Origin of the sequence: Salipaludibacillus neizhouensis (assembly GCF_002886185.1) — a bacterium.
In the GTDB taxonomy this organism is placed as follows: Bacteria; Bacillota; Bacilli; order Bacillales; family Salisediminibacteriaceae; genus Salipaludibacillus; species Salipaludibacillus neizhouensis.
In genome coordinates this window covers 205,908-228,549 of record NZ_KZ614147.1, presented here as the reverse complement: position 1 = coordinate 228,549, position 22,642 = coordinate 205,908, and the positions used below count along the sequence as shown (strand labels likewise).

21 protein-coding genes and 1 pseudogene are annotated in these 22,642 nt (G+C 36.4%); 15 read left to right on the top strand and 7 right to left on the bottom strand.

Going from position 1 to position 22,642, the window contains the following annotated elements; translation table 11 throughout:
• Positions 1-205: 205 nt before the first annotated feature.
• Both CEF18_RS17985 and CEF18_RS17980 read left to right on the top strand, forming a co-directional pair.
• A complete protein-coding gene (locus tag CEF18_RS17985) occupies positions 206-472 on the top strand; it encodes a hypothetical protein (RefSeq protein ID WP_110937926.1) in 267 nt (88 codons plus the stop codon).
• Positions 473-1,494: 1,022 nt separating this feature from the next.
• The gene (locus CEF18_RS17980) at positions 1,495-1,782 is read left to right on the top strand and encodes a hypothetical protein (protein WP_110937925.1); all 288 of its coding nucleotides are present in this window, start codon (positions 1,495-1,497) and stop codon (positions 1,780-1,782) included.
• A 23-nt stretch (positions 1,783-1,805) separates the two neighbouring features.
• Here the strand turns inward: CEF18_RS17980 and CEF18_RS26070 are convergent, their stop codons facing one another.
• Positions 1,806-1,973 carry a hypothetical protein gene (locus CEF18_RS26070; protein ID WP_183041168.1) on the bottom strand — a complete coding sequence of 56 codons (168 nt, stop codon included), beginning with the start codon at positions 1,971-1,973 and terminating at the stop codon, positions 1,806-1,808.
• Positions 1,974-2,495: 522 nt separating this feature from the next.
• Complete coding sequence (locus CEF18_RS17970; RefSeq protein ID WP_110937923.1) at positions 2,496-2,708, bottom strand: hypothetical protein; 213 nt, start codon at positions 2,706-2,708, stop codon at positions 2,496-2,498.
• Between the two features lie 219 nt (positions 2,709-2,927).
• Between CEF18_RS17970 and CEF18_RS17965 the strand changes: the two genes are divergently transcribed.
• From CEF18_RS17965 to rpsI, 4 genes and pseudogenes are all read left to right on the top strand, one after another.
• On the top strand, positions 2,928-3,554 hold the full coding sequence (locus tag CEF18_RS17965; RefSeq protein ID WP_110937922.1) for a hypothetical protein: 627 nt from the start codon (positions 2,928-2,930) through the stop codon (positions 3,552-3,554).
• A gap of 568 nt (positions 3,555-4,122) precedes the next feature.
• Complete coding sequence (locus CEF18_RS17960) at positions 4,123-4,599, top strand: Panacea domain-containing protein (RefSeq protein WP_110937921.1); 477 nt, start codon at positions 4,123-4,125, stop codon at positions 4,597-4,599.
• A gap of 50 nt (positions 4,600-4,649) precedes the next feature.
• The gene (locus CEF18_RS17955) at positions 4,650-6,632 is read left to right on the top strand and encodes a hypothetical protein (protein WP_110937920.1); all 1,983 of its coding nucleotides are present in this window, start codon (positions 4,650-4,652) and stop codon (positions 6,630-6,632) included.
• Between the two features lie 514 nt (positions 6,633-7,146).
• A pseudogene (gene rpsI, locus CEF18_RS17950) lies at positions 7,147-7,212 on the top strand (30S ribosomal protein S9); the annotation flags it as partial.
• 293 nt (positions 7,213-7,505) lie between these two features.
• Here rpsI and CEF18_RS17945 read toward each other — a convergent pair.
• Positions 7,506-7,991 carry a DUF2798 domain-containing protein gene (locus CEF18_RS17945; RefSeq protein WP_110937919.1) on the bottom strand — a complete coding sequence of 162 codons (486 nt, stop codon included), beginning with the start codon at positions 7,989-7,991 and terminating at the stop codon, positions 7,506-7,508.
• 444 nt (positions 7,992-8,435) lie between these two features.
• Between CEF18_RS17945 and CEF18_RS17940 the strand changes: the two genes are divergently transcribed.
• The gene (locus tag CEF18_RS17940) at positions 8,436-9,386 is read left to right on the top strand and encodes a glycoside hydrolase family 43 protein (RefSeq protein WP_407690423.1); all 951 of its coding nucleotides are present in this window, start codon (positions 8,436-8,438) and stop codon (positions 9,384-9,386) included.
• 333 nt (positions 9,387-9,719) lie between these two features.
• Here CEF18_RS17940 and mbcS read toward each other — a convergent pair whose 3' ends face one another.
• Positions 9,720-11,291, bottom strand: a complete 1,572-nt coding sequence (gene mbcS / locus CEF18_RS17935) for an acyl-CoA synthetase MbcS (RefSeq protein ID WP_110937918.1) — start codon at positions 11,289-11,291, stop codon at positions 9,720-9,722.
• Positions 11,292-11,846: 555 nt separating this feature from the next.
• The gene (locus tag CEF18_RS17930; RefSeq protein WP_110937917.1) at positions 11,847-12,851 is read right to left on the bottom strand and encodes a DoxX family membrane protein; all 1,005 of its coding nucleotides are present in this window, start codon (positions 12,849-12,851) and stop codon (positions 11,847-11,849) included.
• A gap of 380 nt (positions 12,852-13,231) precedes the next feature.
• Between CEF18_RS17930 and CEF18_RS17925 the strand changes: the two genes are divergently transcribed.
• A complete protein-coding gene (locus tag CEF18_RS17925) occupies positions 13,232-14,050 on the top strand; it encodes a hypothetical protein (RefSeq protein WP_110937916.1) in 819 nt (272 codons plus the stop codon).
• A 350-nt stretch (positions 14,051-14,400) separates the two neighbouring features.
• Here CEF18_RS17925 and CEF18_RS17920 read toward each other — a convergent pair whose 3' ends face one another.
• Positions 14,401-15,762 (bottom strand): FAD-dependent oxidoreductase, encoded by a 1,362-nt coding sequence (locus tag CEF18_RS17920; RefSeq protein ID WP_110937915.1) that lies wholly within the window; start codon positions 15,760-15,762, stop codon positions 14,401-14,403.
• Between the two features lie 231 nt (positions 15,763-15,993).
• Between CEF18_RS17920 and CEF18_RS17915 the strand changes: the two genes are divergently transcribed.
• From CEF18_RS17915 to CEF18_RS17890, 7 genes are all read left to right on the top strand, one after another.
• Complete coding sequence (locus tag CEF18_RS17915; protein WP_110937914.1) at positions 15,994-16,977, top strand: ABC transporter ATP-binding protein; 984 nt, start codon at positions 15,994-15,996, stop codon at positions 16,975-16,977.
• On the top strand, positions 16,955-17,206 hold the full coding sequence (locus tag CEF18_RS26590; protein ID WP_223292399.1) for a hypothetical protein: 252 nt from the start codon (positions 16,955-16,957) through the stop codon (positions 17,204-17,206). Before CEF18_RS17915 ends, CEF18_RS26590 begins: the two co-directional genes overlap by 23 nt.
• A gap of 5 nt (positions 17,207-17,211) precedes the next feature.
• Positions 17,212-17,742, top strand: coding sequence for an ABC transporter permease (locus CEF18_RS17910; RefSeq protein ID WP_259457964.1), 531 nt, complete (start codon positions 17,212-17,214; stop codon positions 17,740-17,742).
• Between the two features lie 68 nt (positions 17,743-17,810).
• Positions 17,811-18,728: a cell wall-active antibiotics response protein gene (locus tag CEF18_RS17905; protein WP_110937913.1), complete on the top strand. Its 918-nt coding sequence runs from the start codon at positions 17,811-17,813 to the stop codon at positions 18,726-18,728.
• Positions 18,721-19,845 (top strand): sensor histidine kinase, encoded by a 1,125-nt coding sequence (locus CEF18_RS17900; RefSeq protein ID WP_110937912.1) that lies wholly within the window; start codon positions 18,721-18,723, stop codon positions 19,843-19,845. Before CEF18_RS17905 ends, CEF18_RS17900 begins: the two co-directional genes overlap by 8 nt.
• A 14-nt stretch (positions 19,846-19,859) precedes the next feature.
• Positions 19,860-20,480, top strand: a complete 621-nt coding sequence (locus CEF18_RS17895) for a response regulator transcription factor (protein ID WP_110937911.1) — start codon at positions 19,860-19,862, stop codon at positions 20,478-20,480.
• 206 nt (positions 20,481-20,686) lie between these two features.
• Complete coding sequence (locus CEF18_RS17890) at positions 20,687-21,670, top strand: acrylyl-CoA reductase family protein (RefSeq protein ID WP_110937910.1); 984 nt, start codon at positions 20,687-20,689, stop codon at positions 21,668-21,670.
• A 69-nt stretch (positions 21,671-21,739) separates the two neighbouring features.
• Here the strand turns inward: CEF18_RS17890 and CEF18_RS17885 are convergent, their stop codons facing one another.
• The gene (locus CEF18_RS17885) at positions 21,740-22,081 is read right to left on the bottom strand and encodes an ASCH domain-containing protein (protein ID WP_110937909.1); all 342 of its coding nucleotides are present in this window, start codon (positions 22,079-22,081) and stop codon (positions 21,740-21,742) included.
• Positions 22,082-22,642 lie beyond the last annotated feature (561 nt).

The following is a 22,642-nucleotide window of genomic DNA, read 5'->3' as shown; positions in this document are numbered from 1 at the left end:
AAAAGTGATACAATAATATAAAGATCGCCAGTGTTCCACCACTAGCGATCTGCAATAGTTCAGTTCCCTTAAAAGGGGATTGGCTAAAAGAGAGAAAAAAGTAAGTCTCCGAATTTTTGAGCCGGTTACTCAATAGGGGCTTATTTTTTTATGAGATGCTATCAAAATATAGATATAAAAAATGAAGGAGAAAGTGATACATACAATGATTAAATACAAACTTAAAATCGGAGATCTTGTCCTAACGACAACTAATGATGATGGTAAAGTAGAGGAAATTATCTTTGAATCTTTTAAACAAAGTAAAGAAATTGTAGATAAATTAAAGGCATGTTCTCCTAAACTCGATGTTGAGATGGTTGGTTACGACGGAGAAGATAGTTCTACTCGAATAAAGGAAGAAACTATTGATGCAATGATAAAAAGTATGACCAAATATGATACAGCTTTAAGGAATCTCAAACATAGGTAAAAATCTTGCTGTTCTAATAGAAATGTTGAGTTAAAGTAATCAAAATATGTGATAAGATGGTAGTATGGGAGGGGTAATTTCCCCTCCTCTTGGTTTAGGATCTTTTTCTTTTGCGTCGGACGGGACGCTTCCACAAGGATGGATTTTTCCTATCCTTCGGGTAATTTTAGAATCTCTTTCTTTTGCGTCGTACAGGACGCTTCTGAAAGAGATTCTTTTCCTTTTTACGGTTTGTTAGGTTTTTTTCTTCGTTGATCCGAACCCTCAAACAAACAAACAAAATCCCTTTTAAATGATCAGCGTGATTGTAGTGATCTTCAAAACATTTTTGATTTCAGGTTAAACTGATTTTCACTCTTGAAGTTATAAATAATGAAAGAAGTGTAGCTAAAAAGAGAAGAGGTCACCTTAGAAACTATTGATCAGTTACAAGGGTATATGGATTGTTTCGATTCAGGAAATCTATCCATAAAAGGGATAGCATGTGCACCCAAAATTTCTCCTAAAATCGACCTTTCCTTGATACCGCATAACATCGATGTGAAAAAATGAATGAATTCATATATATACCTTCGAGAGTAACTGTATCCAATTCAATAAGCATAGACGCGTGGAATAAACTCGAAGAACTTTTAGAAACTATAAATCGCACCTTCTTGAAGATGGAATTAAAGACTTAGCAAAGAAACTTCTTCAAGATGAAAATATGATCAAATTTAAACTGTTATTTCATATGTAACACTCCTAGCGATGTTTGGATAGATATATCATTTATCTCTTTATCTCTTTATCACTTTTTGTGTTTTAGTAATTTCTATCGTGATACAATAAAAAAGACCGCTAGTGTTAGACCACTAACGGTCAGTAATAGTTCAGTTCCCTTCAAAGGGGATTGGCAAGTGTTAAGGATGAAAAATAAGCCCTTTATCTTCTGAGCCTTCAACTCAATAGGGGCTTATTTTTTTATGAAATGCTATCAAAGTATAGCTATATAAAAAATGAAGAGAAGGTGAATAAATACAATGATCTTGAAATACAAACCTAAACTCGGAGATCATGTCCTAACGACAACTAATGATGATGGTAAAGTAGAGGAAATTATCTTTGAATCTTTTAAACAAAGTAAAGAAATTGTAGATAAATTAAATGCATGTTCTCCTAAACTCGATGTTGAGATGGTTGGTTACGACGGAGAAGGCAGTTCTACTCGAATAAAGGAAGAAACTATTGTGAGTTTAGGATCTCTTTCTTTTGTGCCGTACAGGGTGCTGAAAGAAATTTTTTTATTTTTACGATTTAACATTGGATAAAAGGTTGGATAGTTAAACTAGAATTAAATATCATAGTTTTCATCTTTTTCAAACCACTCTCGATCATTAGGATTCTCTTTATCCAAAATGATTTTACCATTCTTAACAGGCAGTTTTTCTTTATTGATTCGTACCTTCTCTAAATCCTTGACTACGTCGGTATATTCTTTGGTGAAAGGTTTTTGTTCCATCTTAACACCTCATATCTTTATTATTTTGAATCTCCTATTATAACTTTTGATAGTGATATTATGGAGAGAAGAATAAACTATCTTCCTCTTTCGGTAATTGCATACATTTTATATCAAGTTTCAAAAAAATACATACCCATTTTGATTAATGTAGGCTATAATATTTTCAAGTACTTCCTCGATTTAAACAAACTAACCTCGAAAGGAGCCACGCTCATGCGTGAAAATGATTTTGATTACACGACCTCAGCTTATAGAATGCTCTATGAAGTAGAAACACTTTTAGAATACAACATTCACTCAACCCTATGAAAAAACATTGCTGAAGATAGGAGGAATACCTCGACATTAACAAAACTCTTGATGATATATTCTTCCGTGAAGTCCTCTCGTTTTACCGAAAAAACCCTTACCGCGAAAAACTATATATTTTTCACTCTTTAAGCAGATCGTTAATAACATTGCAAATATGAGAGTAATAACCTCAACGGTTAAAGAAAAATTCAATACTTCAAAAGTTACTTATAAGACTCTTTCTTTCCTTAATGCTACATCCCTAGTTTTCTTTTTATCCCACCATATTATTTCCTGCTCCACTAAACTCTGTAATACCAAATTTAAACCTTTCTCATCACGTCCAGTTTTCCGTAGTAATTCATTGTATTTTGTGTATCTTTGCTGAGTTAAATTAATGTTCCAAACGATCCGATATACTTTTCTTTCGATATCAGTCATATGAATCCCACCTTATTATTATACAAGAACAAATGTTTTCTCTATCAAGTGATTCTACTTTCAATTTTTTATATTCTATTTAAACTCTCTTTGATAACATAGTAATTTTTTAACTTTGCTTCTCTTCTTGTAGTTTAGTTTAAAGTATTTTAAACGCTTGATAAGAGAATATACTACAACAGTTAAAAAATAAATAAATTTTATTTTGGAGGTCTTAGTATGATTGAGAAACTGGGGACTAAAGAAGTTGTTTTTGAAGGTAAATCTCTCAAGATGTGTGACAGAATGCTAGAGCAAAAGATTAACCCATACCAATATCACACCGGCATTAAATTAACAAGACAGTTAATTGAGCAGGGGATAAAAACATATGGTGATTTACCTCACAATTTAGCTGAGTTAGAAAAAATAGATGGAGTAACATTGTGGAAAATAGGAACCATGTTTCAGGGTATGGTTACACTTAATAAGAACTTAAGAGACCAAATATATTACGACCATGGCACCCTTGAAAATGAAATTGTAGCTTTTGATCACTGGCTTTTTACAGAATCTCATTTGGAACCAAGCAGGCTTGATCCAAGATATATAATTCTCAATAAAGAAAAATACTTAGGTTTTCTTGAAAAAAGAAAAATTACATTAAAATTGCTAGGCGAATTAATAGGAGTAACTCCAGAACGAGCAAGACAAATTCTAAGGTCTGGCGACCGCAAACTTAGAAAGTACACTCCAAAGTACTTTCCTCGATTAACCCAAGCAATGATGGAGCCTATAGAAGCTTCTATTATAGGAGAACCTTTTATGCACTATTTGCTACTGAGAGTTTTTAATCATTTAAAATAATAGTGTTGATCCCATAGCGTCATATCTTCACATATTGAAACGAAAGTTATGGTAAGAGGTGAAACCCCATACCAAATACATAAGCAAATATTAATTAACACAAAGCTTTAATATTTTGAGCTCATTAAATGTGATTTTAATTCCTATCTGAACTAGATAGTTTTTCCGATCATGGTAAAGCTTATTGAGTATCTCTAATCTCAGCTCATCTTTACCATGATGTATAAAATAGTGAAAGCCTTAAAACATCACATCTAATTAAACCCCATATTTGTACTGGAATTAATGATGTGCTTCCACAAAAGGTTTTCCTGTCCGTTTCGAAATGAAGGTAGGAATACTATCTTCGTAAGCACAATGGTATGAGAGTCCCTCACCTCAAATTTATAGCAGAGAAATTGTCTTTACTTCCCAAGGATAATATCCGTGAATTATATTTTTACTACCTATATAGGGGGGAATTTAGTGACATTTTAAGTTATTTATAGTAATATGTAAGTATAGACATTGAGTTGACTTACATGTCAGTTGGTGGTAAAATACCTGAATTTATGAGGAGGTTGATAGGATGAGCTTCTTGACGAAAGCTAAATACTTGAATGCAACCGATGTAGCTCGTTATTTTTTACATCTGTCTAGTCTGAATAATATTAAGGTTACCCCTCTGAAATTGCAGAAACTTGTATATTTTGCGCAGGCTTGGCATTTGGCAATAAAAGAAAAAGAATTATTTAAAGATAAGATTGAGGCTTGGACACATGGACCTGTAGTACCTTCTTTGTATCAAGAATATAAGTCATACGGTTTTGGAACTATTACTCCCCTACACGATATAGATTCTGATAAATATAAAGATGAAGAAGAAGAAACTTTTAATTTAGTTTGGGAATTGTATGGAGAAATGGATGGGAAAGCATTAGAAAATATTACTCATTCAGAAGATCCTTGGATAAAAGCAAGGGAAGGATTATCGTTAAATGATCCATCAAATAATGAAATAACTACTGTCTCATTAAAAGATTATTTTAAGGAATATATGAATTAAGTAGCAGAGATTTCATAATCTCTGCTATTATTTATGTAGAGGTGGTAAATTTGATCTGGGTACTAATTAGTATGGTCTTTTTAATTATTTTGGTTAAAAAAAGTAGGTATTTAAATAGAATTATAAATAGTAAGTTTAACAAGTTTTATCAATTAAAAATGAGCAATATTATTGATCCAATATATAATATATTGAATGTATGCAAAGCTAAACTTTTTGTTTTATGTGAAAAATTCAATAATTTATTAAAGAGTATAGTTATACTATTCCTTACATTTACAGGGGTATTTTGGATACTATATTTCGTGTTGCCAAGTAATTTTAACGGTATAAATATACTTGGTTACTTTAATTTTAATTATTTAATTTTAAACAGTATACTTACAACGGTTCTCACAGTATTAGGAGTAATTATATCTATAAGTATTACGCTATTATTGTTCACTTATAGACAATACTCATCCTTTGCACTCTCGATAAATAATATTGTTTCTAGAGCTAGAATGCCTATCTTGTTTTTCTTTATAACAGGACAATGCATAGCCTATCTTGCTCTTATTACTTTTGAGTTTCCAACTAAAATAAATAATACATATATAGAACAATACTATATAAATAATATAGCGAGGTTCGATGTAGCTATAATTTTAATCGTAATAGTGATTTTTTTAACTTTTAGATTATTTAAAAATTTAATTCTAGAATCTAATGTAATAAGTAATGTCAGATCTTTAAGTGTGCAGATAGATTCGCAACATAAAAGGATCATTTTTTATAATAATAAGAATATGAAAAAATTAATGGGCGTATATGAAAATGTACGTTTTTCATTAGAGGGTTTTTTTCAATTGCTTATAATTTTAGGGAAAAATAATATGGATACAGAGTTAGACAAAGAGCTTAAAAAATGGATAGGAAATAGGGTGTCTTATATATTAAATGATCCTATCCATCCTATTTTTAATAAAAAACAAGTACTAGTTCATTTGCTAGAAGTTCACTCATTTGTTTTCGTTAATTATTATAAAGATATCTTAAATCAACATATGTATTTAGTGTTAGAATTGTACAACAAAGATAAAATTGATTTAGCTAATAGCGTGTTAGCCGAGTATTTTAACTTGTTACCTAGTATAGATCCTAAAACGGAAAGCAAAGAAATAAGGTCAGAGCTAAAACAGTTGAGAGGTGATTATTTCACTTCATTAGATCAGTTGGCTGTTTATTTGTATCAAAAAAAAAGGTATTCACTTAGTTACTTTCTAAATGAAATAATAGAGAAAATTAGTTTGGGTAGAGTTAAGAAAAAAGAAAATAACGGATACTTTAGTATAGTTTCAACTATATTACAACTAGCAGTTGAAAATAAAGATCTTAAAACTACCATTGATATTTCTCATGTACTAGCAAGGAAAGCAAATACGGCGATTGATGAGGACGAGGAAGTTCAGACTGGTTTTAGAGAGAAATACAATATTAAAAGCGCATTTAAGAGAATAGAAAGCAAAAGTGTTATTGAAAGTAAAAAATCAAGCGTTTTGATTATGCTTCAAGGATTACTAAAAAGTATTGAAATATCAAATCATGAAACTGTTGGTTTTTTTATAAAGTTCTTGTCAAATAATATTGAACCAAAAATAATTGAGCCTGCTATTAACGAATTCATTAATCATATAAACAATGGAATAGCAATAGAATATTATGATGAGTTTGTAAGAGAAGGTACAAAACTAAAATACACTTTTGATTACAATCAAAATACAAAAGAGTATTGTTTGAAAAAGATGATCTTACTACTATATAGCCAGAACATGCACATTATCGAAAATAAAATTAATTTGAATTATGAAAAAGCAATTGCAATAAATACTGAACCTTTACGTATAGATAATAGATATTTGAAGCATCTAATTAATAGAATTGTTTCATGCAGTGAATATTATGCGTTGAATTGTTTAGACGATCGCATATTTATGGACGGCATTTATAGGGATCTGACTTATAAAAACTTGGTGGATTTAGGAAAATCATAAACTTAATTTTTACTCATTCTAGTAACAGTAAAATGAGTTGCCTCTTTTGAATTGCCCAAAGAACTGTTATTTAATTTACTTGAGCACCGAAAGGTTGAAAGGTCTTATACAGCAACTGTTATCCAATAACTTAAAAGAATTGAAGTTACAAGAGATAAAGAGGTTATGTTAATTGTTTAAATGAAAGAGTTTGCCAAATCATTTGATGGGAAAAGACCTAAAATTCTGGTCAGCGATTTTAATACTTAAATCTTATCGTATTTTAAGGATAAAGGATGGATAACGAATTACTATGAAGATGATAAAATAGAGGGGTATTACTGAGCAATTGGTAAAACTCGCAAATATTTATAAAGTATCTTTTCTATTGCCCGCCAGCATTATATTATTGTTTTTCACCCACTTTTCACCCACTTTTTTAGAAGTCAGGAATAATTGAGTGATGTGATAAAACTTTAAATCCCTTATGCAGTAAGCCATACATAACGCTACCTAACTGAGTGTTATGGTAGGTATGAAAGAGCGTAAGAAATACGGACTTAAAGGCGCACGTCGTGCTCCTCAGTTTTCAAAGCGTTAATATCCCTTTTATATCAAGGGTTCAACCCTCTTTGCTCATTGCGAGTAATGAGGGTTTTTTTTTTGTTTCAGAAGAAATGCCGAAAAACAGGGATTTAATCTTTTCTTTATAGATAATAAAGTATAGATTCAGACCGTTTTTTTTTGTACTAGAAAAGATTAGCTGATCTAGTAAAAAACACATTTGTATTTAGAATTTCACCCTTCATTCATATTCATTAGCAAGAGGAAACGAAAACGATTATCGCAGTTAAATATAAAAACAAGCAAGCTACTATTGGTAGCTTGCTTGTTTTACGCGATTATCCCAGGTTTTTGTGTGGATGGTTTAATGTATTTTGTTAACAATTTTCGTGAGATTGGACCAACAATTAGTAACTGCGCTGGGAAAGCTACGATAAAGTTTAGACCAACAATTTTAAGGTAGGCTGTGAAAATAGAACCCTCCACTCCTGACATGAACGACATTAAAATAAGGCCGTATCCTGACATAATAAGAACCATCATCGGGACCATGCAGACAGACATCGCCAAAATAAAGTTGAGTTTTTTCGATTTATCGTAAGGTAATGATAATGCAATTTTACGCGCTTGCGGTTCGACTATTGATTCTACGATAAAAGCGATGATAAACGTAATGACAAATTGAATCACTAAACTTCCTATCGTAGCCGATGAAAATTCACCGTGTAAAGCTGTGTTATAAGCAGACATAATTAGTACCATTCCGAAACACATAAAAAGTCCAAAAATGATCCCTTCTTTTTTATTGCTAGGCAAGTATAAACATCCTTTCTTTTTAGAACATAGATGTAATTATATATCCCTAGATTTTTTTTCATAAGTGACGTTTTTGTGAACCTTTTCCGAAAAAAGTATCGCTCTTTTTTGATTTTTTTCTTGACTTATTTGAATTTTCTTCTTATTCACCTTGCTATATGGTTAAGAAAGATGTAATATAATTAATGAATACGCTTACTATTCGGAATATTTATAAATATCAAAAAGTTATAGCGTTCTAAGGGCGGTGTGAAGTGATTCAAATCATATTAAATAATACTCCTTGTAGACTATTTATAGAATTACATATTAGTTAATAAATATATTAATTAACTATATTAGTATTTACCGTTAAGGGGGTGGTTTTATCGAGGCATGATAAAAATCCTGTTACTACTTACCGAAGATGAAAACCAAGCACTATATTTAAAGGAGGAGATAAACTTGAAAAGAAAAAAGTCATTGATCGTTTTAATGATACTTGGTATTTTACTTTCAGTTGGTTCACCAGCTTCCGCCGCATTTTGGGAGATGAATGGTAATACGTTTACTCATGATCCTACTTTAATTAAAGAAGATAACTATTGGTACCAGTTTTATACAGGGGAAGGTTTGAAAGTTTCGCAAGCAGGTGACAATATGAATTGGCGGGAAGTCCCTCAAATATTCCCAGAGCCTTTGTCTTGGTGGAGTGATTATGTTCCTAACCAAAACTATAATGACGTCTGGGCACCTGACATTCAGTACTATAACGGGAAGTATTGGCTATATTATAGTGTGTCAGAGTTTGGTGAAAATACATCTGCAATTGGTCTCATGTCAGCCGATCGGATTGATGCAGGGAATTGGCGAGACGAAGGAATGGTGATTAATTCTTCATCTAGCGACAATTTCAACGCACTGGATCCAAATTTGGTAATAGATGAGAATGGTGAACCTTGGCTAGCTTTTGGGTCCTTTTGGAGCGGATTGAAAGTGACAAAGCTAGACCCTGCGACAATGAAGCCGAACGGCGGTGCCTATCATTCGATAGCAGCAAGGCCTAATAATAACGATGCAATTGAAAATCCTAATATTACCTACAAAGACGGTTACTATTACTTATTCACTTCCATTGACAAGTGTTGTGATGGTGTAAATAGCACATATAAAATCACTGTTGGACGTTCAGAAAACATTACTGGCCCTTATTATGATAAGAACGGTGTCAACATGCTTTATGGCGGAGGTACTATTTTTGATGGGGGAAATGAACGTTTTCCAGGCGTAGGTGGTCAATTTGTTTATAATAATAACATATTTGTCAGACACGCCTATGATGCGGATGACAATGGTGTTCCAAAACTATTAATAAATGATTTATACTGGGATAATCAGGGTTGGCCGAGATATTAACTTTATAGAAGGACATTGCTAAAAGCGTAAATGATTATTGGTACTTATAAAATAAGGCAAGTTTTATGAGATAAAACAGAGCAGGTTTGCTCGTTCTCAATGGTGGAACAGTCTTATTGAACAGAAGGTGTCCGAAAAGGTTAAAAACCTTATGAGACAAAATGCAATGGACGAATTCGTTCCATTTGTTTAAATTCCGCTATGAGAATCCTTATAGTTGGTGCGGAGCGAACGAAGTAATTGCCATGTTTCATTCAGAAAGAAGCTGACTTTTTAGACAGCTTCTTTCTTTGTATTAAGATTTTGCTTTAGAAGTTGAGATTATTTCGATTTCTATTCATTATTTTCCTTTAACCGCAATTCAATGCGTCTTATTTTCCCTGAACTAGTTTTTGGAAGCTCATGAGTAAAAGTTACTTTTCTTGGATATTTATATGGTGCTGTCAGCGTTTTGACGTGGTTTTGAATGTCAGTAACGAGTTCGTCCGATTCCTGACCGGGGTCTTTCAGCACAACAAACGCTTTAACGATATTACCTCTTACCTCATCGGGGCTTGCAATGACGGCACACTCTTTCACAGCTGAATGCTTCATAATGGCATCCTCGACTTCAAAAGGTCCAATTGTATAACCAGAGCTTACGATAATATCGTCGGAGCGACCTTCAAACCAAAAGTATCCGTCAGAATCTTTTTTAGCTTGATCCCCGGTTATGTACCAATCGCCTCGATAAGCCATAGAAGTTCGCTCGGGATCCTTGTAGTATTCCTTGAATAATGCCGGCGTGCTTTTATGGAGGGCAATATCTCCTTGTTCGCCAATTTTCACAGGCAAGCCACCTTCATCAATAATCTCTACTCTGTTCCCAGGTGTAGGTATCCCCATGGATCCAGGTTTAATTTCCATTCCGATCATTGTACCTACTAGCAAGGTACTTTCCGTTTGGCCATAACCGTCTCTTACATTGACATTGAAATGGTGCTTAAACGTTTCAATGACCTGTCTGTTCAACGGTTCTCCGGCTGAAACGGTACTTCGAAGGTAGGGTAACTGGTAATCATCAAGGTTATCCAGCTTAGCCATAAACCGGTATTCCGTTGGCGTGCAGCATAAGACTTGAATCTGATGATCTTGAAGGAGTTGCAAGTAAAGTGACGGATTAAACTTGCCGTCATAAACAAAAGCAGTGGCCCCCATACCGATCGTTGATAGGAAGGGACTCCATACCCATTTCTGCCATCCCGGTGCGGCTGTTGCCCAAACAACATCACCCGGTTCAACACCAAGCCATTCTTTGGAAGCTGTTTGTAAATGGGAGTAGGCCCAACCGTGTGTATGCACAACAGCCTTTGGATTCCCTGTAGTTCCGGATGTATATGGAAGAAAGGCAGTTTCATCACGGTTAGTCGGAATGGCATCAAATGAAGAAGACTTTGGTTCTGCCAGCATGGATAAGGAATCCCAACCTGTTACATTCTCTCCAACTGAACACTTCAAACGGAGGGAAGGCATTGTTTCTTGAATGGCATCTACTTCTGTTGTAAATGCACTGTAAGCAATGACTGCTTTGGCTTCAGCATGATTGATTCGGTAGCTTAAGTCCTTTGCCCGTAGCATTTCGGAGCAAGGTATGATAATCAAACCTGCCTTAATGCATGCTAGATAAATAAAATAAGTTTCCGGCAATCTTGGGAAGATTAACAGGACCCGATCTCCTTTTTCAAGACCTTGGCTAATTAATGCATTAGCAAATTTATTCATCTGCTCGATCATTTCCGCATATGTAATGTTTCGAGAGTCCCCTTCGTCATTGAGCCACTTAATGGCAAGACGTTCAGACCTAGAATTATGATTTTCGATTTCCTGTGCTAAGTTATACATTTCTGGAGCAACTAAATCTTGCATGTCTAAATTCCCCTCTTCCAAATATCATAATAGGTAACTAACTTATCCATCCATTATACAGAAAATCAACATACAAAAGAATTAATACGATTTTGAAAAATGGGAAAGTGTTTACGAACCAAATCGTGTAACTGAAAGGTGATTTTGCGTAGAGTCGATATCTTTTGAAAGTACTCAAAGAAGCGAGGCATGACTCACCTTTGTTTTAAGTAAAACAGCACCCTATTAGTACAGGCAAATTAAAAATCCTTACTTTTGATACAAAGAGCAGGGGTTGCAGCCTTCGCTTCTTCGAGTAAATTTTTTAAAAAGTCAATGTTGACAGCTATCTTTACGCCACTCGTGTCAAGGGAAACCCACCCTTAACACTTAAATGATTGTGGCGAAAGATCACGCTATATATTAAAAAAGACGATGCACGTTTTTCTTAGGAGAATTTATAAAATTGGCAGCTACCTTCACACCGCACGTATCAAGGAAAACCCACCCTTGATACTTAAAAGATAGCGGTGGAAGCTGACGCTGTACTAATAAAAGACGGCTATGCCGTTTTTCTTAGGCAAAGCGGTAATAAATGAGAAGGATTGTTGCCAAGACAAACAAAAAGTTTAAAAAGACGAATACGATTTTTTCTATAGGACTCTGATGCATGCCAATCGGTGGCTTGTAAAATGAGACGCCTTCGATGATAAATGTAATTAAAATAATATGAATCATCAGGTGTCCGATAATTTCCGTTGTTCCAAACAGCATCGTTGTCGACACGAATATAATGGTAAGTACAAGTGCTAACAAGCGGTTGAGAATCCCTACAACGAGAAGGTAACCTACGACAAATTCAATGTAGGCACTAAGAATAACGAACGTCTCCGGAGAGAAACCAAATGTTGGAACACCATGGTTTAAAATCACATCAGTAGCCATGGTAGGATAGACGAATTTTTCAACGGCAACCCAGCAAAGGGATAATCCGGTTGCCAAGTATAAAACAGGAAAACCCCAGGCTTGTAGTTTGGTACCTTGAAACAGCAAAATGAAAATGACAGCAAGGTAAAAAGCGTAATCGAGCATATGGAAGATCCCGTACTCCAAGGTTGTTATGGAAAACAAAAGTAGAAGTATGATTCCAGCTGCTCTCGTAGCAAATAAGTGTGGAATGAGCAAAAGTATAATAGCAGCCCATGGCAGGATCGTCCACATTTCGGTAGGGGCCAATAACTCCGGCGCAAACAGTCCACCTGTGAACACTTGAACGAGAATAGCGAGAGCTGCCCCATACTTAATGATCCAATAGGTGTAAGATCTAAAACTTCCTAAGCTCTGTTCAACTTTTTTTAATGGCTGATAAGCCATAATTTTTGGAACAAGCTGCGGTAAAACGGCTAATATTACTGCGGTAATAAAGGCTAAAGTGACAAATAAAGGACTAATGATTTGTTCGATGGGTGCTCTCTCGGCTTCAGCCTCTGTAAACCATTTCACGTGCGCATGCACCATCACCGAAGGTATGAAAAGTAAGAATAGAAATACATAACTGAACATTAAAAATGGATTCTTCATCTGACAGTCAACTCCTTTAGTCTAAAGCCTTTGTATTAGTGTGTGTAGGAAGTGTACATATCACTTATTAAAACTGCAATTTTATTACTCAATAAGTTAATTAACTTTCATATTTAAGTATGGACATCATTTCACTACCCTGCGTTAATCTCCTTTTCTAACTCTCATATCACTCGAAAAAAGAAGAGGAAATTATAGGATTAATAAGATAAAAGTCCCTTTAACTTAATTTATCTAAACTGTATATATATTGGTCCTTGTGGTAGTTTGATACAAGAGGCAATAAATGTGAGCGCTTCTTTCTGTAAGAGCCTGAACAAAAGCTGTAAGAGGATTAAAAAGTTAGTTAAAAACGCTAAATCATTTTTTGGAGGTTGATTATGCTTGAAAAAAATATAAAGAAACACAAAAAATTTCTCGAAACCCACCAACTATTTAGTTATAAAACGGAATTAGATGGGAGCACGTATTCCTTTATTCAATATTTCCGTTTTAATAAACCGACAGATGCCTTGGTATTAGATTACCAAGGGGCAGTTGTAGAAAGAAATCTAGCCCAAAAAGTTACTGGTATCCTATTACCCTTCAACAGCAGTTTGTTAAATGCACCAAAATTAGATTTAATGAGACAAAAAGAAGATAAACTTCCTAATGAAATGACTGAGATATTGGGTAGTGTTAAGTTGATAAATGGACTTGATGTAGAAATGCAAGAAGAAATATTACAAGTTTACAATGCATTCTCTTATCAAAAGGAAGGGCAAGAAAAATTAGATCAAATCCGAAAAGAAATGGACGTTAAAATTGAAGTCGTAAAAAAAACTAGGGTGTTGACACTCAAGATATCTCAGGATATGAATACCCTGGAAAATGAGTTTGCCAAAACAGTTTATAAACAAGCACTACTAATGGATTATACAACAAGTTCACGGGAAACCATTTTAAATTGGATTATTGAGAATAAAGAATCGTACGATGGATCTGAGTTGGAATATTTAATTAAGTCTCAAAATCTATTGAAAGATTCAGTAAATGGAAGAGTACTTAATACGCTAAAAACTTCTGTTGAAAAATTTGAAAAAGATGTGCCGCCTTTACAATATACTGAAGTTGAAGCGAGAGTGAAAGAATTTACTCTGAAAAGAAATGAGGTAGAAAGAGAAAAATACTCTCAGTACATGCAATTATTAAGGAACTAGTAATAACATAGATGATAGAGTAAAAGAATTTATTCAAAAGAGAGAGAAAGGATATGAAAACAATATTGAAAGAGATAGTGAGTTGCTTAGGAATCCTTAGCATAAGAAGGATGGTTCCTCTCCTTTTAGATGCTCTTGATCATTTTACAGTCTTTGTGGCGGGGTAGACAGGGGCCAACGGAGCAACAAAGGTGTATGCGGCTACGAGTAGCCACTTTCTTTTTCACGATTTGGTATGTCCAAGTTAAAACTAATAAGCATTTGAAATAAAAAATAGCTTATAAAGTTTATTCATTAAAACAATTAAAACAGAAACCCCCGATTTCAATAAATCGGGGGTTTCTGTTTTCCTAAACTCCAACAGGAGCTAAGGTTTTCGTATTTTGTTCTGCAGCTGCGAGACCGGCTTTATTAATGAAGTTAAACGGTTGATTAAAGTGTGGTTGGAAAAAGAAGTCCACGTAGCCGAGTTCATCAATGGTCATACCTGATTGAATACAAACACTAAGAGTATTAATAGATTGTGTGACATCTGCTTTTGAAAGAACTTGTGCGCCTAGAATGCGGTGGCTGTCCGGATCAAAACTGACTTTGAGTTGAACGTTCTCGGAAGTAGGCATGAATTCAGGACGATGATTATCATTGATTGTGATACTTTTCACATTAATAGCCATCGCTGAAGCGCTCGTTTCCGTTAGACCAGTAGAAGCCATGTTTAAGTCATAGATGTGAAGACCTGATGTTCCTTGAGTACCGACATTTTTGATGGTTGGTTCTAAAATATTACGAGCAACTAGTGTACCCATTCGAACCGCATTCGTAGCTAACGGAATATAGGCATGATCTCCGGTTGGATTGTACTTCACTGCACAGCAGTCTCCGGCAGAGAAAATGTTGGGATCACTGGTTTGCATAAAGTCATTTACTTTAATCGCTCCGTTTGGAAGCATATCGACTTTTCCTGTAAGCAGTCCTGTATTAGGTTTGAATCCAACGCAGAGGATGACGAGGTCTGTTTGAACGCGTCCTGTGCTAGTGACGACCGCTTCAACTTTGCCATTCCCTTCGAACTTCTCAACAGATTCACCGAGTCTCAATTCAATCCCTCGTGAACGGAAATCTGCTTCCACCGGATCTGTGAATTCTTGATCAAGATATTTGTTGAGTATCCGGTCTACGCCATCGATAAGAGTCACTTTTTTGCCAGACTTTTCAAAGGCTTCGACGAGTTCGACGCCAATATAGCCAGCGCCGACAACCGTGATATGTTCGGCTTCTTTACTTTTTTCAATGATTGTATTTGATTGCACGTAATTTTTTGCTAACAATACGTTCTCAAGATTGACGCCATCAAGAGGCGGAATTACCGGCCAAGAGCCTGTTGTGAACACGAGTTTGTCATAACGATCATAGACCGTTTCATTTGTAAGCAAGTTGAGTGCTTCGATTGTCTGTTTCTCTGTGTCTATTTCTTTCACTTCGTGTTGCATGTTGACTTGAATCCCGAGTTTACGTAGCTCCTCTGGTGAAGAATAGAACAAGCTTTGTGCATTTTCTACTACTCCTCCGACATAAAGTGCAAGTCCACAAGATAAAAAGGAAACATTGTCATTTCGTTCATATACGGTAATCTGGGCTTCTGGATAAAGAGTAGCCATATTTTTTAAAGCGGCAGTGCCAGCGTGTGTGCTTCCAATAACTGCGATTCTCATAAAATAATTCCTCCTATTATTTCACTTGTGATTAATTTCACATATTAACTATAAACATAGTTTAAACCGTAATTAAAAAAAGCGCAACCCCTTTTGCTCACATTTTCACAAAATTTTTAAACTTAATAAATCAGCCCTAAGACTTAGATGGAAAACAGTCTGCCGCCGGTTCATGGAGTGAAGTACGGAAGCTATGATTAAGTTAGATAAAAAGTATAGGGAGGCTAATTCATGACGCAGGCACTCTTTGAAATAGAAATGGTATCGAAGACTTATAAGAATGGGACGGTGAGGGCAAACGAAGATATTTCATTTGTGATTAATAAAGGGGAAATTCTTGGACTTCTCGGACCAAATGGAGCGGGTAAGTCAACGTTAATTAAGCAAATCGTTGCCCATGTAAAGCCAACAAGTGGAGAGGTTCGTTATGAGGGGAAAAGCGTCCTCAAACAACTGAAACAGATAGCGAAAGATGTTGCTTACTACTCACAGGAACCGAACTCGCTTACGAGTCTCAAAGTGAGAGAAGCGATTTATTTCACAGGACGTTTGAGAGGAATGAAGAGAAAAGCGGCGAAGGATGAGACGGAAACGTTGATAGAAGAACTGGAGCTAACAGAAGTGGCAAATAAACAACTTAAGAATCTTTCTGGCGGACAGAAACGGCTAACTGGACTTGGAACAACACTCATCGGTAATGCAAAAGTATACATTTTTGATGAACCTACAAATGAACTTGATCCAAAAAAACGAAGACTCGTGTGGGACATTATCCAAAAGCGGAACCGAGACGGTGCGACGGTGATTCTGGTGACTCATAATATTTTGGAGGCGGAGCAAGTCGTGGATCGTGTAGCGGTTGTTAACCATGGTCGACTACTAGCTATTAATCATGTAGGAGAGCTCAAAGATGAAGTGGATCAACGTCTCAAATGTGAGGTTACAACTAAAAGGTCTTTCGATAATGAGCTTCTTGAAAAACTAAAAAAATGGGGTACGGCCACAACGGTATCAGACCAACGTTTTCGACTGTTAATTTCAAAAGAAGATGCACCTAGTATGCTCACTTACTTAAATCAGACATACGGGAATTCCGTTCTCAACTATTCCATTGTGCCTCCTAGCTTAGAGGACGTGTATTTTCATATTGACAGGGACCAAGAATTAGAAACGAAAGAAGAGGTGAAGTCGCATGCAGCAGCCATCGATTCATGAACGATATGAATCTTCGACGTTAAAACAGTTGTCTGTAGAAGTGTGGATCTTACTTCGCATCCAATTTTCAATTATCTGTGAGCAATGGGCATTAATATTTATTCTTGCTTCTTTATTTCCTTTCACCACACTCATGTTTTTACATTTTTTCACAGTGAAACCGACAGATGAAATGAGATCCGTATTATTACCGGAAATATGCTCTTTGCGCTCATTATTATGGGTATGAACTTGATGGCTCAAGACATCTCCTGGCAAAAGCATCAAGGTCACTTTACTTTTTACGCGTCATTGCCAATTGAAAAGGTGAACTTTGTTTTTGCGAATCTCCTTCGGGGGATGATGATGAGTTTTCCTTCGTTTGTTATTATGGCATTTGTTGGACAATGGGTATACGGCATCCAGTTTATTTTTAGTTTATGGCTTATTCCACTCGTTGTGTTGACGATTCTAAGCGTAGTAGGAGTTGGCGTGTTTCTTGGATTTTGGTCACCAAATGTGCAGCTTACGAATCTCCTTGTGCAAGGATTGATGATGATTGTCAGTTTTATGACACCTATCCTTGTTGACATGGCAAAGCTTCCAGTTGTCCTTCAAGGGTTCTCTTATTTGGTGCCAACAACGTATGCGGCGGAAGCTCTTCGTGAGATGCTATCGATTGGGTTTACTACAAATGTCGGAAAAAATATGCTTATCCTTCTCGCTTATACAGTCATTTCTTACACGTTGATTTTGAAAAAAATTCATTGGCGCGGGGAGGGATAACCGCTAAACTAAAGGAAGAATACTAGTTTTTATCTGATGGTAGGCGAAGAAGAAACGAGGGAGCAAGGATGAATAAATTATTTGGGATGCTGTTACTGGCACTCGGTATTCTATATTTATTAAATAATACAGGAGTTATCGATGCGAGTTTCGGGGAAATGTTTTCCACCTACTGGCCTTTAATCATTGTCATTTTTGGGTTAAAAAAGACAATGGAAGGCTTGTGGGAAACCATTCAATCTGCGAAACGCGACAGCTGGCGATTCAGTAAATTGTTTTGGGGACTCATCATCACTGCAGCAGGAATGATTCTTCTCGGGAATCGCACGGGCTGGTTTTACTATACATTTGCGGACCTTTGGAGCTGGACATGGCCACTTTTAGTGATTTTTATCGGTTTTCAAATTTTGTGGAGTCGGGATAACCGCGATGAACAAATCCATTATCCTAGAAATAACAAGAATATCTCAGAAGAAAAGGAATGGGAAGACATTTGGGAAGATGATTCCCAAACTGACGCCACTGAGAAAAAGTCTAAGAGTTCAACGAAACATGCCCATCACCATGCAAAAGAAGCCAGGAATCAGGCTCGGGAATCGAGACAAAGGGAGCACCACAGTCATGGGGGGCGTGGTAAAATCCGGCAGTTTATCGGTGAAGTGAGTCTCGGAAAACGTCCTTGGAAGCTGGCTGATACAGATATTCACACGACAATTGGAAGTGTAGAAGTGGATTTGACTACAGCCATTTTAAAAGATGGCGAAAACTATTTGGATATCAATGTATGGATCGGCTCGGTCGAAGTAACAGTGCTGAAGGATATGGCTATTAAAGTCATCGTCGATGTAAATATTGGAGATGCCAACCTCTTTAATGACGGCTATTCAGGTGATTATATAAGTGATAACTTTGAGGAGGCTGAACAAAAAGTCATCCTTCATATTCGAACAAATATAGGCAGTGTGGAGGTTATGGGCGTTGACTAAAAAAACAGATGACAAGCCAAACGCTCCTAAAGAAAAGAAACTTCACGGTGTTATTTGGGACGGTCTTCGTCTGCAATTGAAAATCGCAGGAACTACTGTCCTAACTGGTTGGGTTGTTCTTTGGGTTATAGCTTTGTTTTATACTGGACCGGAAATAGGTTCCTCTCTACCTAGAAGACTTTATCTTTTTGCTTCTGATGTTGAACTCGTACTTGTCGTGATAGCTTTGGGAACGCTCTTTTATTTAATGATCAGCTTTGCTTTTTCATTTTCCTATACGAGTGAGTTGAAGCGTGCGGTAACGCATTTAATTTTTCAAATGAAACAAGTGCAGCGGGGCTCATTAGATAAGCGGATTCAGTTGAACCGGGAAGATGAGATGAAACGTCTTGCAGGAGAATTAAATGATATGACCGATGGCTATGAAAAACAAATACGCTCGATGCATCGGGTGTTAAACGAAAATGCTGCGTTAATTAGTGAGAAAGAACGGGCTGCTGGTTTAGAAGAACGAAGAAGGCTGGCCCGAGATCTACACGACGCGGTAAGTCAGCAACTGTTCGCCGTTTCCATGAGCCTTGGTGCAATTCCAAGAATGATTGAAAATGAACCTGAGAAATCCAAACAGCTTATTGGTCAGGTGGAGAAAATGATTCATGCGTCTCAACAGGAATTAAGGGCCTTAATTATGCACCTGCGTCCCATTACATTAGAAGGAAAAGGATTAAAGGAAGCCTTAAATGCTCTTTTTTCAGAAGTACAACAAAAGAACCAGCAAATCATATTTAACTGGAAGACCGATTCGCTGCCGGAACTCGATCCTGGAGTAGAAGATCAGTTGTTTCGTGTGATACAGGAAGCTTTATCAAACACCCTGAGACATGCAAAAGCAGAGACGGTGACTTTTTCAATCGATCACAGTGAACAGAAGATTCTTGTCACGATGGCTGACGACGGAACAGGGTTTGATCAGGAAGGTAAAAAAGCAGAAACGAATATCTCTTATGGATTAACGACGATGGAAGAACGAATCAAAGAGTTAGGCGGGCACTTTTCCTTGTTATCTTATCGAGACAAAGGAACGACCATTAAAATACGCGTGCCTTTGGGCGCCTAAAAAGGGAGGTCATTATGAAAAATATTCGCGTATTGATCGTTGATGATCATGAAATGGTTCGTATGGGACTAAGTACTTTTTTACAGACGGAACCAGACATTGAGGTGGTCGGAGAAGGTAAGAACGGACGGGAAGCCATCGCAAAAGCAAATGAGCTTATGCCCGACGTGATTTTAATGGATTTAATAATGGATGAAATGAATGGGGTAGAAGCAACGAAAGCCCTGGAAGGACACCTGGCCAAAATTATTGTATTAACAAGTTATTTAGACGATGAAATGCTGTTTCCTGTGATGGAAGCGGGAGCGTTCAGTTATATTTTAAAAACGACGAGTGCCAGTGGTATTGCCAATTGCATACGAAAAGCATTTAAGGGAGAGGCGACATTTGAAGGACAAGTGACACAAAGAATGTTTCATCAAATGCGCCATAAACCAAAACACGATGAGTTAACTCGCCGGGAAAAGGAAGTTTTGGCACTTGTTGGTAAAGGACAGACAAATAAAGAAATCAGCGAAAACCTACATATCGGGATTAAAACAGTGAAAACTCATGTGAGTCACATTTTAATGAAGCTAGAACTTGATGACCGTACGAAAGCAGCAATTTATGCGAATAAGCATTCATTGGTCTAGTTGCCGGGCCGAAGTATTGCCCGATGAAAGCGTCAACCGTGGAGCAAATCGGGTGTCGTGCTTTCTAAAGGGAACTTTCTTTTAGAAGATTAGCAAAGCAACCTTCTTGCATCAAAAGGAATCATTAAAGTAAACTAGTGAAAACTCGGATTGATAAGAATTGTTAAAATAACCTATCTCAATAGAAAACAAGGAGTATGATATGTATGAGTTTTAAAGCTTTTGTTATTCAAAAAGAGAATGATCACGTTTCATCCAGCATCGAAACTTGGGAAGAATCGCAGCTTTCTGAAGGGGAAGTGACGATAGCTGTTTCCTATTCAAGTGTAAATTACAAAGATGCAGTGGTTGGGAAGACAGGTCAGCTTGCTGAGTTTTTCCCATTGATTCCGGGTATAGATTTAGCAGGGAAAGTCATATCTTCCGCAGATTCTCGTTACAAAGAGGGTGACAGTGTCATTGCAACAAGTTATAAGATCGGTACTGGACAGCACGGTGGTTTTAGTGAAGTTGCGCGGGTTCCGGCTGATTGGGTTGTACCTTTACCAGAGGGCCTGACGTTAAAAGAAGCGATGTCTCTAGGTACAGCGGGTTTAACCGCTGCTCTATCTATCCAACGTTTGGAGGATAACGGGTTAACTCCTGAGGACGGACCAGTTCTAGTTGCGGGCGCGACTGGAGGAGTTGGAAGTCTTGCTGTAGCGATGTTAGCCAAAATTGGTTATGAAGTTACTGCTAGTACTGGCAAAAAAGAAGAACACGATTTTTTATATCAATTAGGTGCGAAACACGTCATCGATCGAGCGGAGATTACAGCAGAGGATAATAAACCTACTCGTAAGCAGCAGTGGGCAGGTGCTGTTGATCCAGTAGGGGGACCGATTCTTTCTTACATTCTTTCCACATTGAAACGAGGCGGATCAGTAGCTACAAGTGGTTTCACAGCTGGCGCAGAGGTAGAAACGAGTGTCCTTCCGTTTATTGGCAGAGGGGTGAACTGGCTAGGAGTTGATTCTGTAACATGTGACATGAAGCGGCGTAAACAGGCATGGAGCAGGTTAGCCACAGACCTAAAACTAGATCAGTTAAACACGATTGCTCATGAAGTTGGCCTAGAAGATTTAGACCAAGTTTTTTCACAAATGTTAGCGGGTCAAGCAAAAGGAAGAACCTTTGTGTCATTTAAATAAATTGCAAAGGGGATGTTCCGAAAGGTATTTTTGACCTTTTGAAACATCCCCTTCTTCTTATTGGTATAACTATTCTTGTATTTGTGAGAACTCATGGACCCAAACTTGCATATCAGCTTTCCATGGCATACCCGGATGGAAAGATAGGATCGAATTTTTATATTCCTCCAAAGTATCATATCCCTCTTGCACAGCAATCTCGTCTGTAACGTCACCTAAAGTTTGCTTGTACACACGTTCTACTTTAAATGATTTTCCTTCCAGCACCATGATTTCACCAGGATCAGCATATCTGCCATTTCTTCTTGTTGCGGTCTTTTTCCCTTTAAGCACCTTTTGAACATCTTCTTTTTTTGTAACCAGTAGATCGATCTCACAGGTTTTAGGTGGTAATTCATTGTTGTTAGTCACTATTTATTCCCCTCTTTTCTCTTTCCTCTATTTTATACTATTAAAGGTCAGACTGGAACATTTTCGAGGTGATTATTACTATAAAATACGAGATGATTGTAGGATTCGCTATTTTAAAGTTTTTACTAGGACTATTTATTACCAGTTGAAACTAGATTGCCGTCAGGGTCAAAGGTTTTAAGTTTTGTAATACTATGTTTTAGTTATTTGATATTGTTGTAAGATATAAAACGAAAGCAATATTCATTTGAAGGATAACTTAGGGCTAGAGTGAAATATCGATGGTACTAACTCTGATAACAATTACTCCTTATACATACTTTGAAAATGGAGTTTGACAATTATACCCCAATGAGTACAAGATAAAAGTATTGATTATAAGCATCAGTATCAAGCAAAATTTAAAGCATGACCATATAATAAAAGGGTATCACTTAAAATAGAACCTTAGAAATAAAGGACCAATGGATCAAACAGGGACTTTCATGGAATACACTACCCAAGTGGGAAATAGAATTAGTCGAGTGAAGGATTAGGTAAACAGCAACTTCGAAGATTACA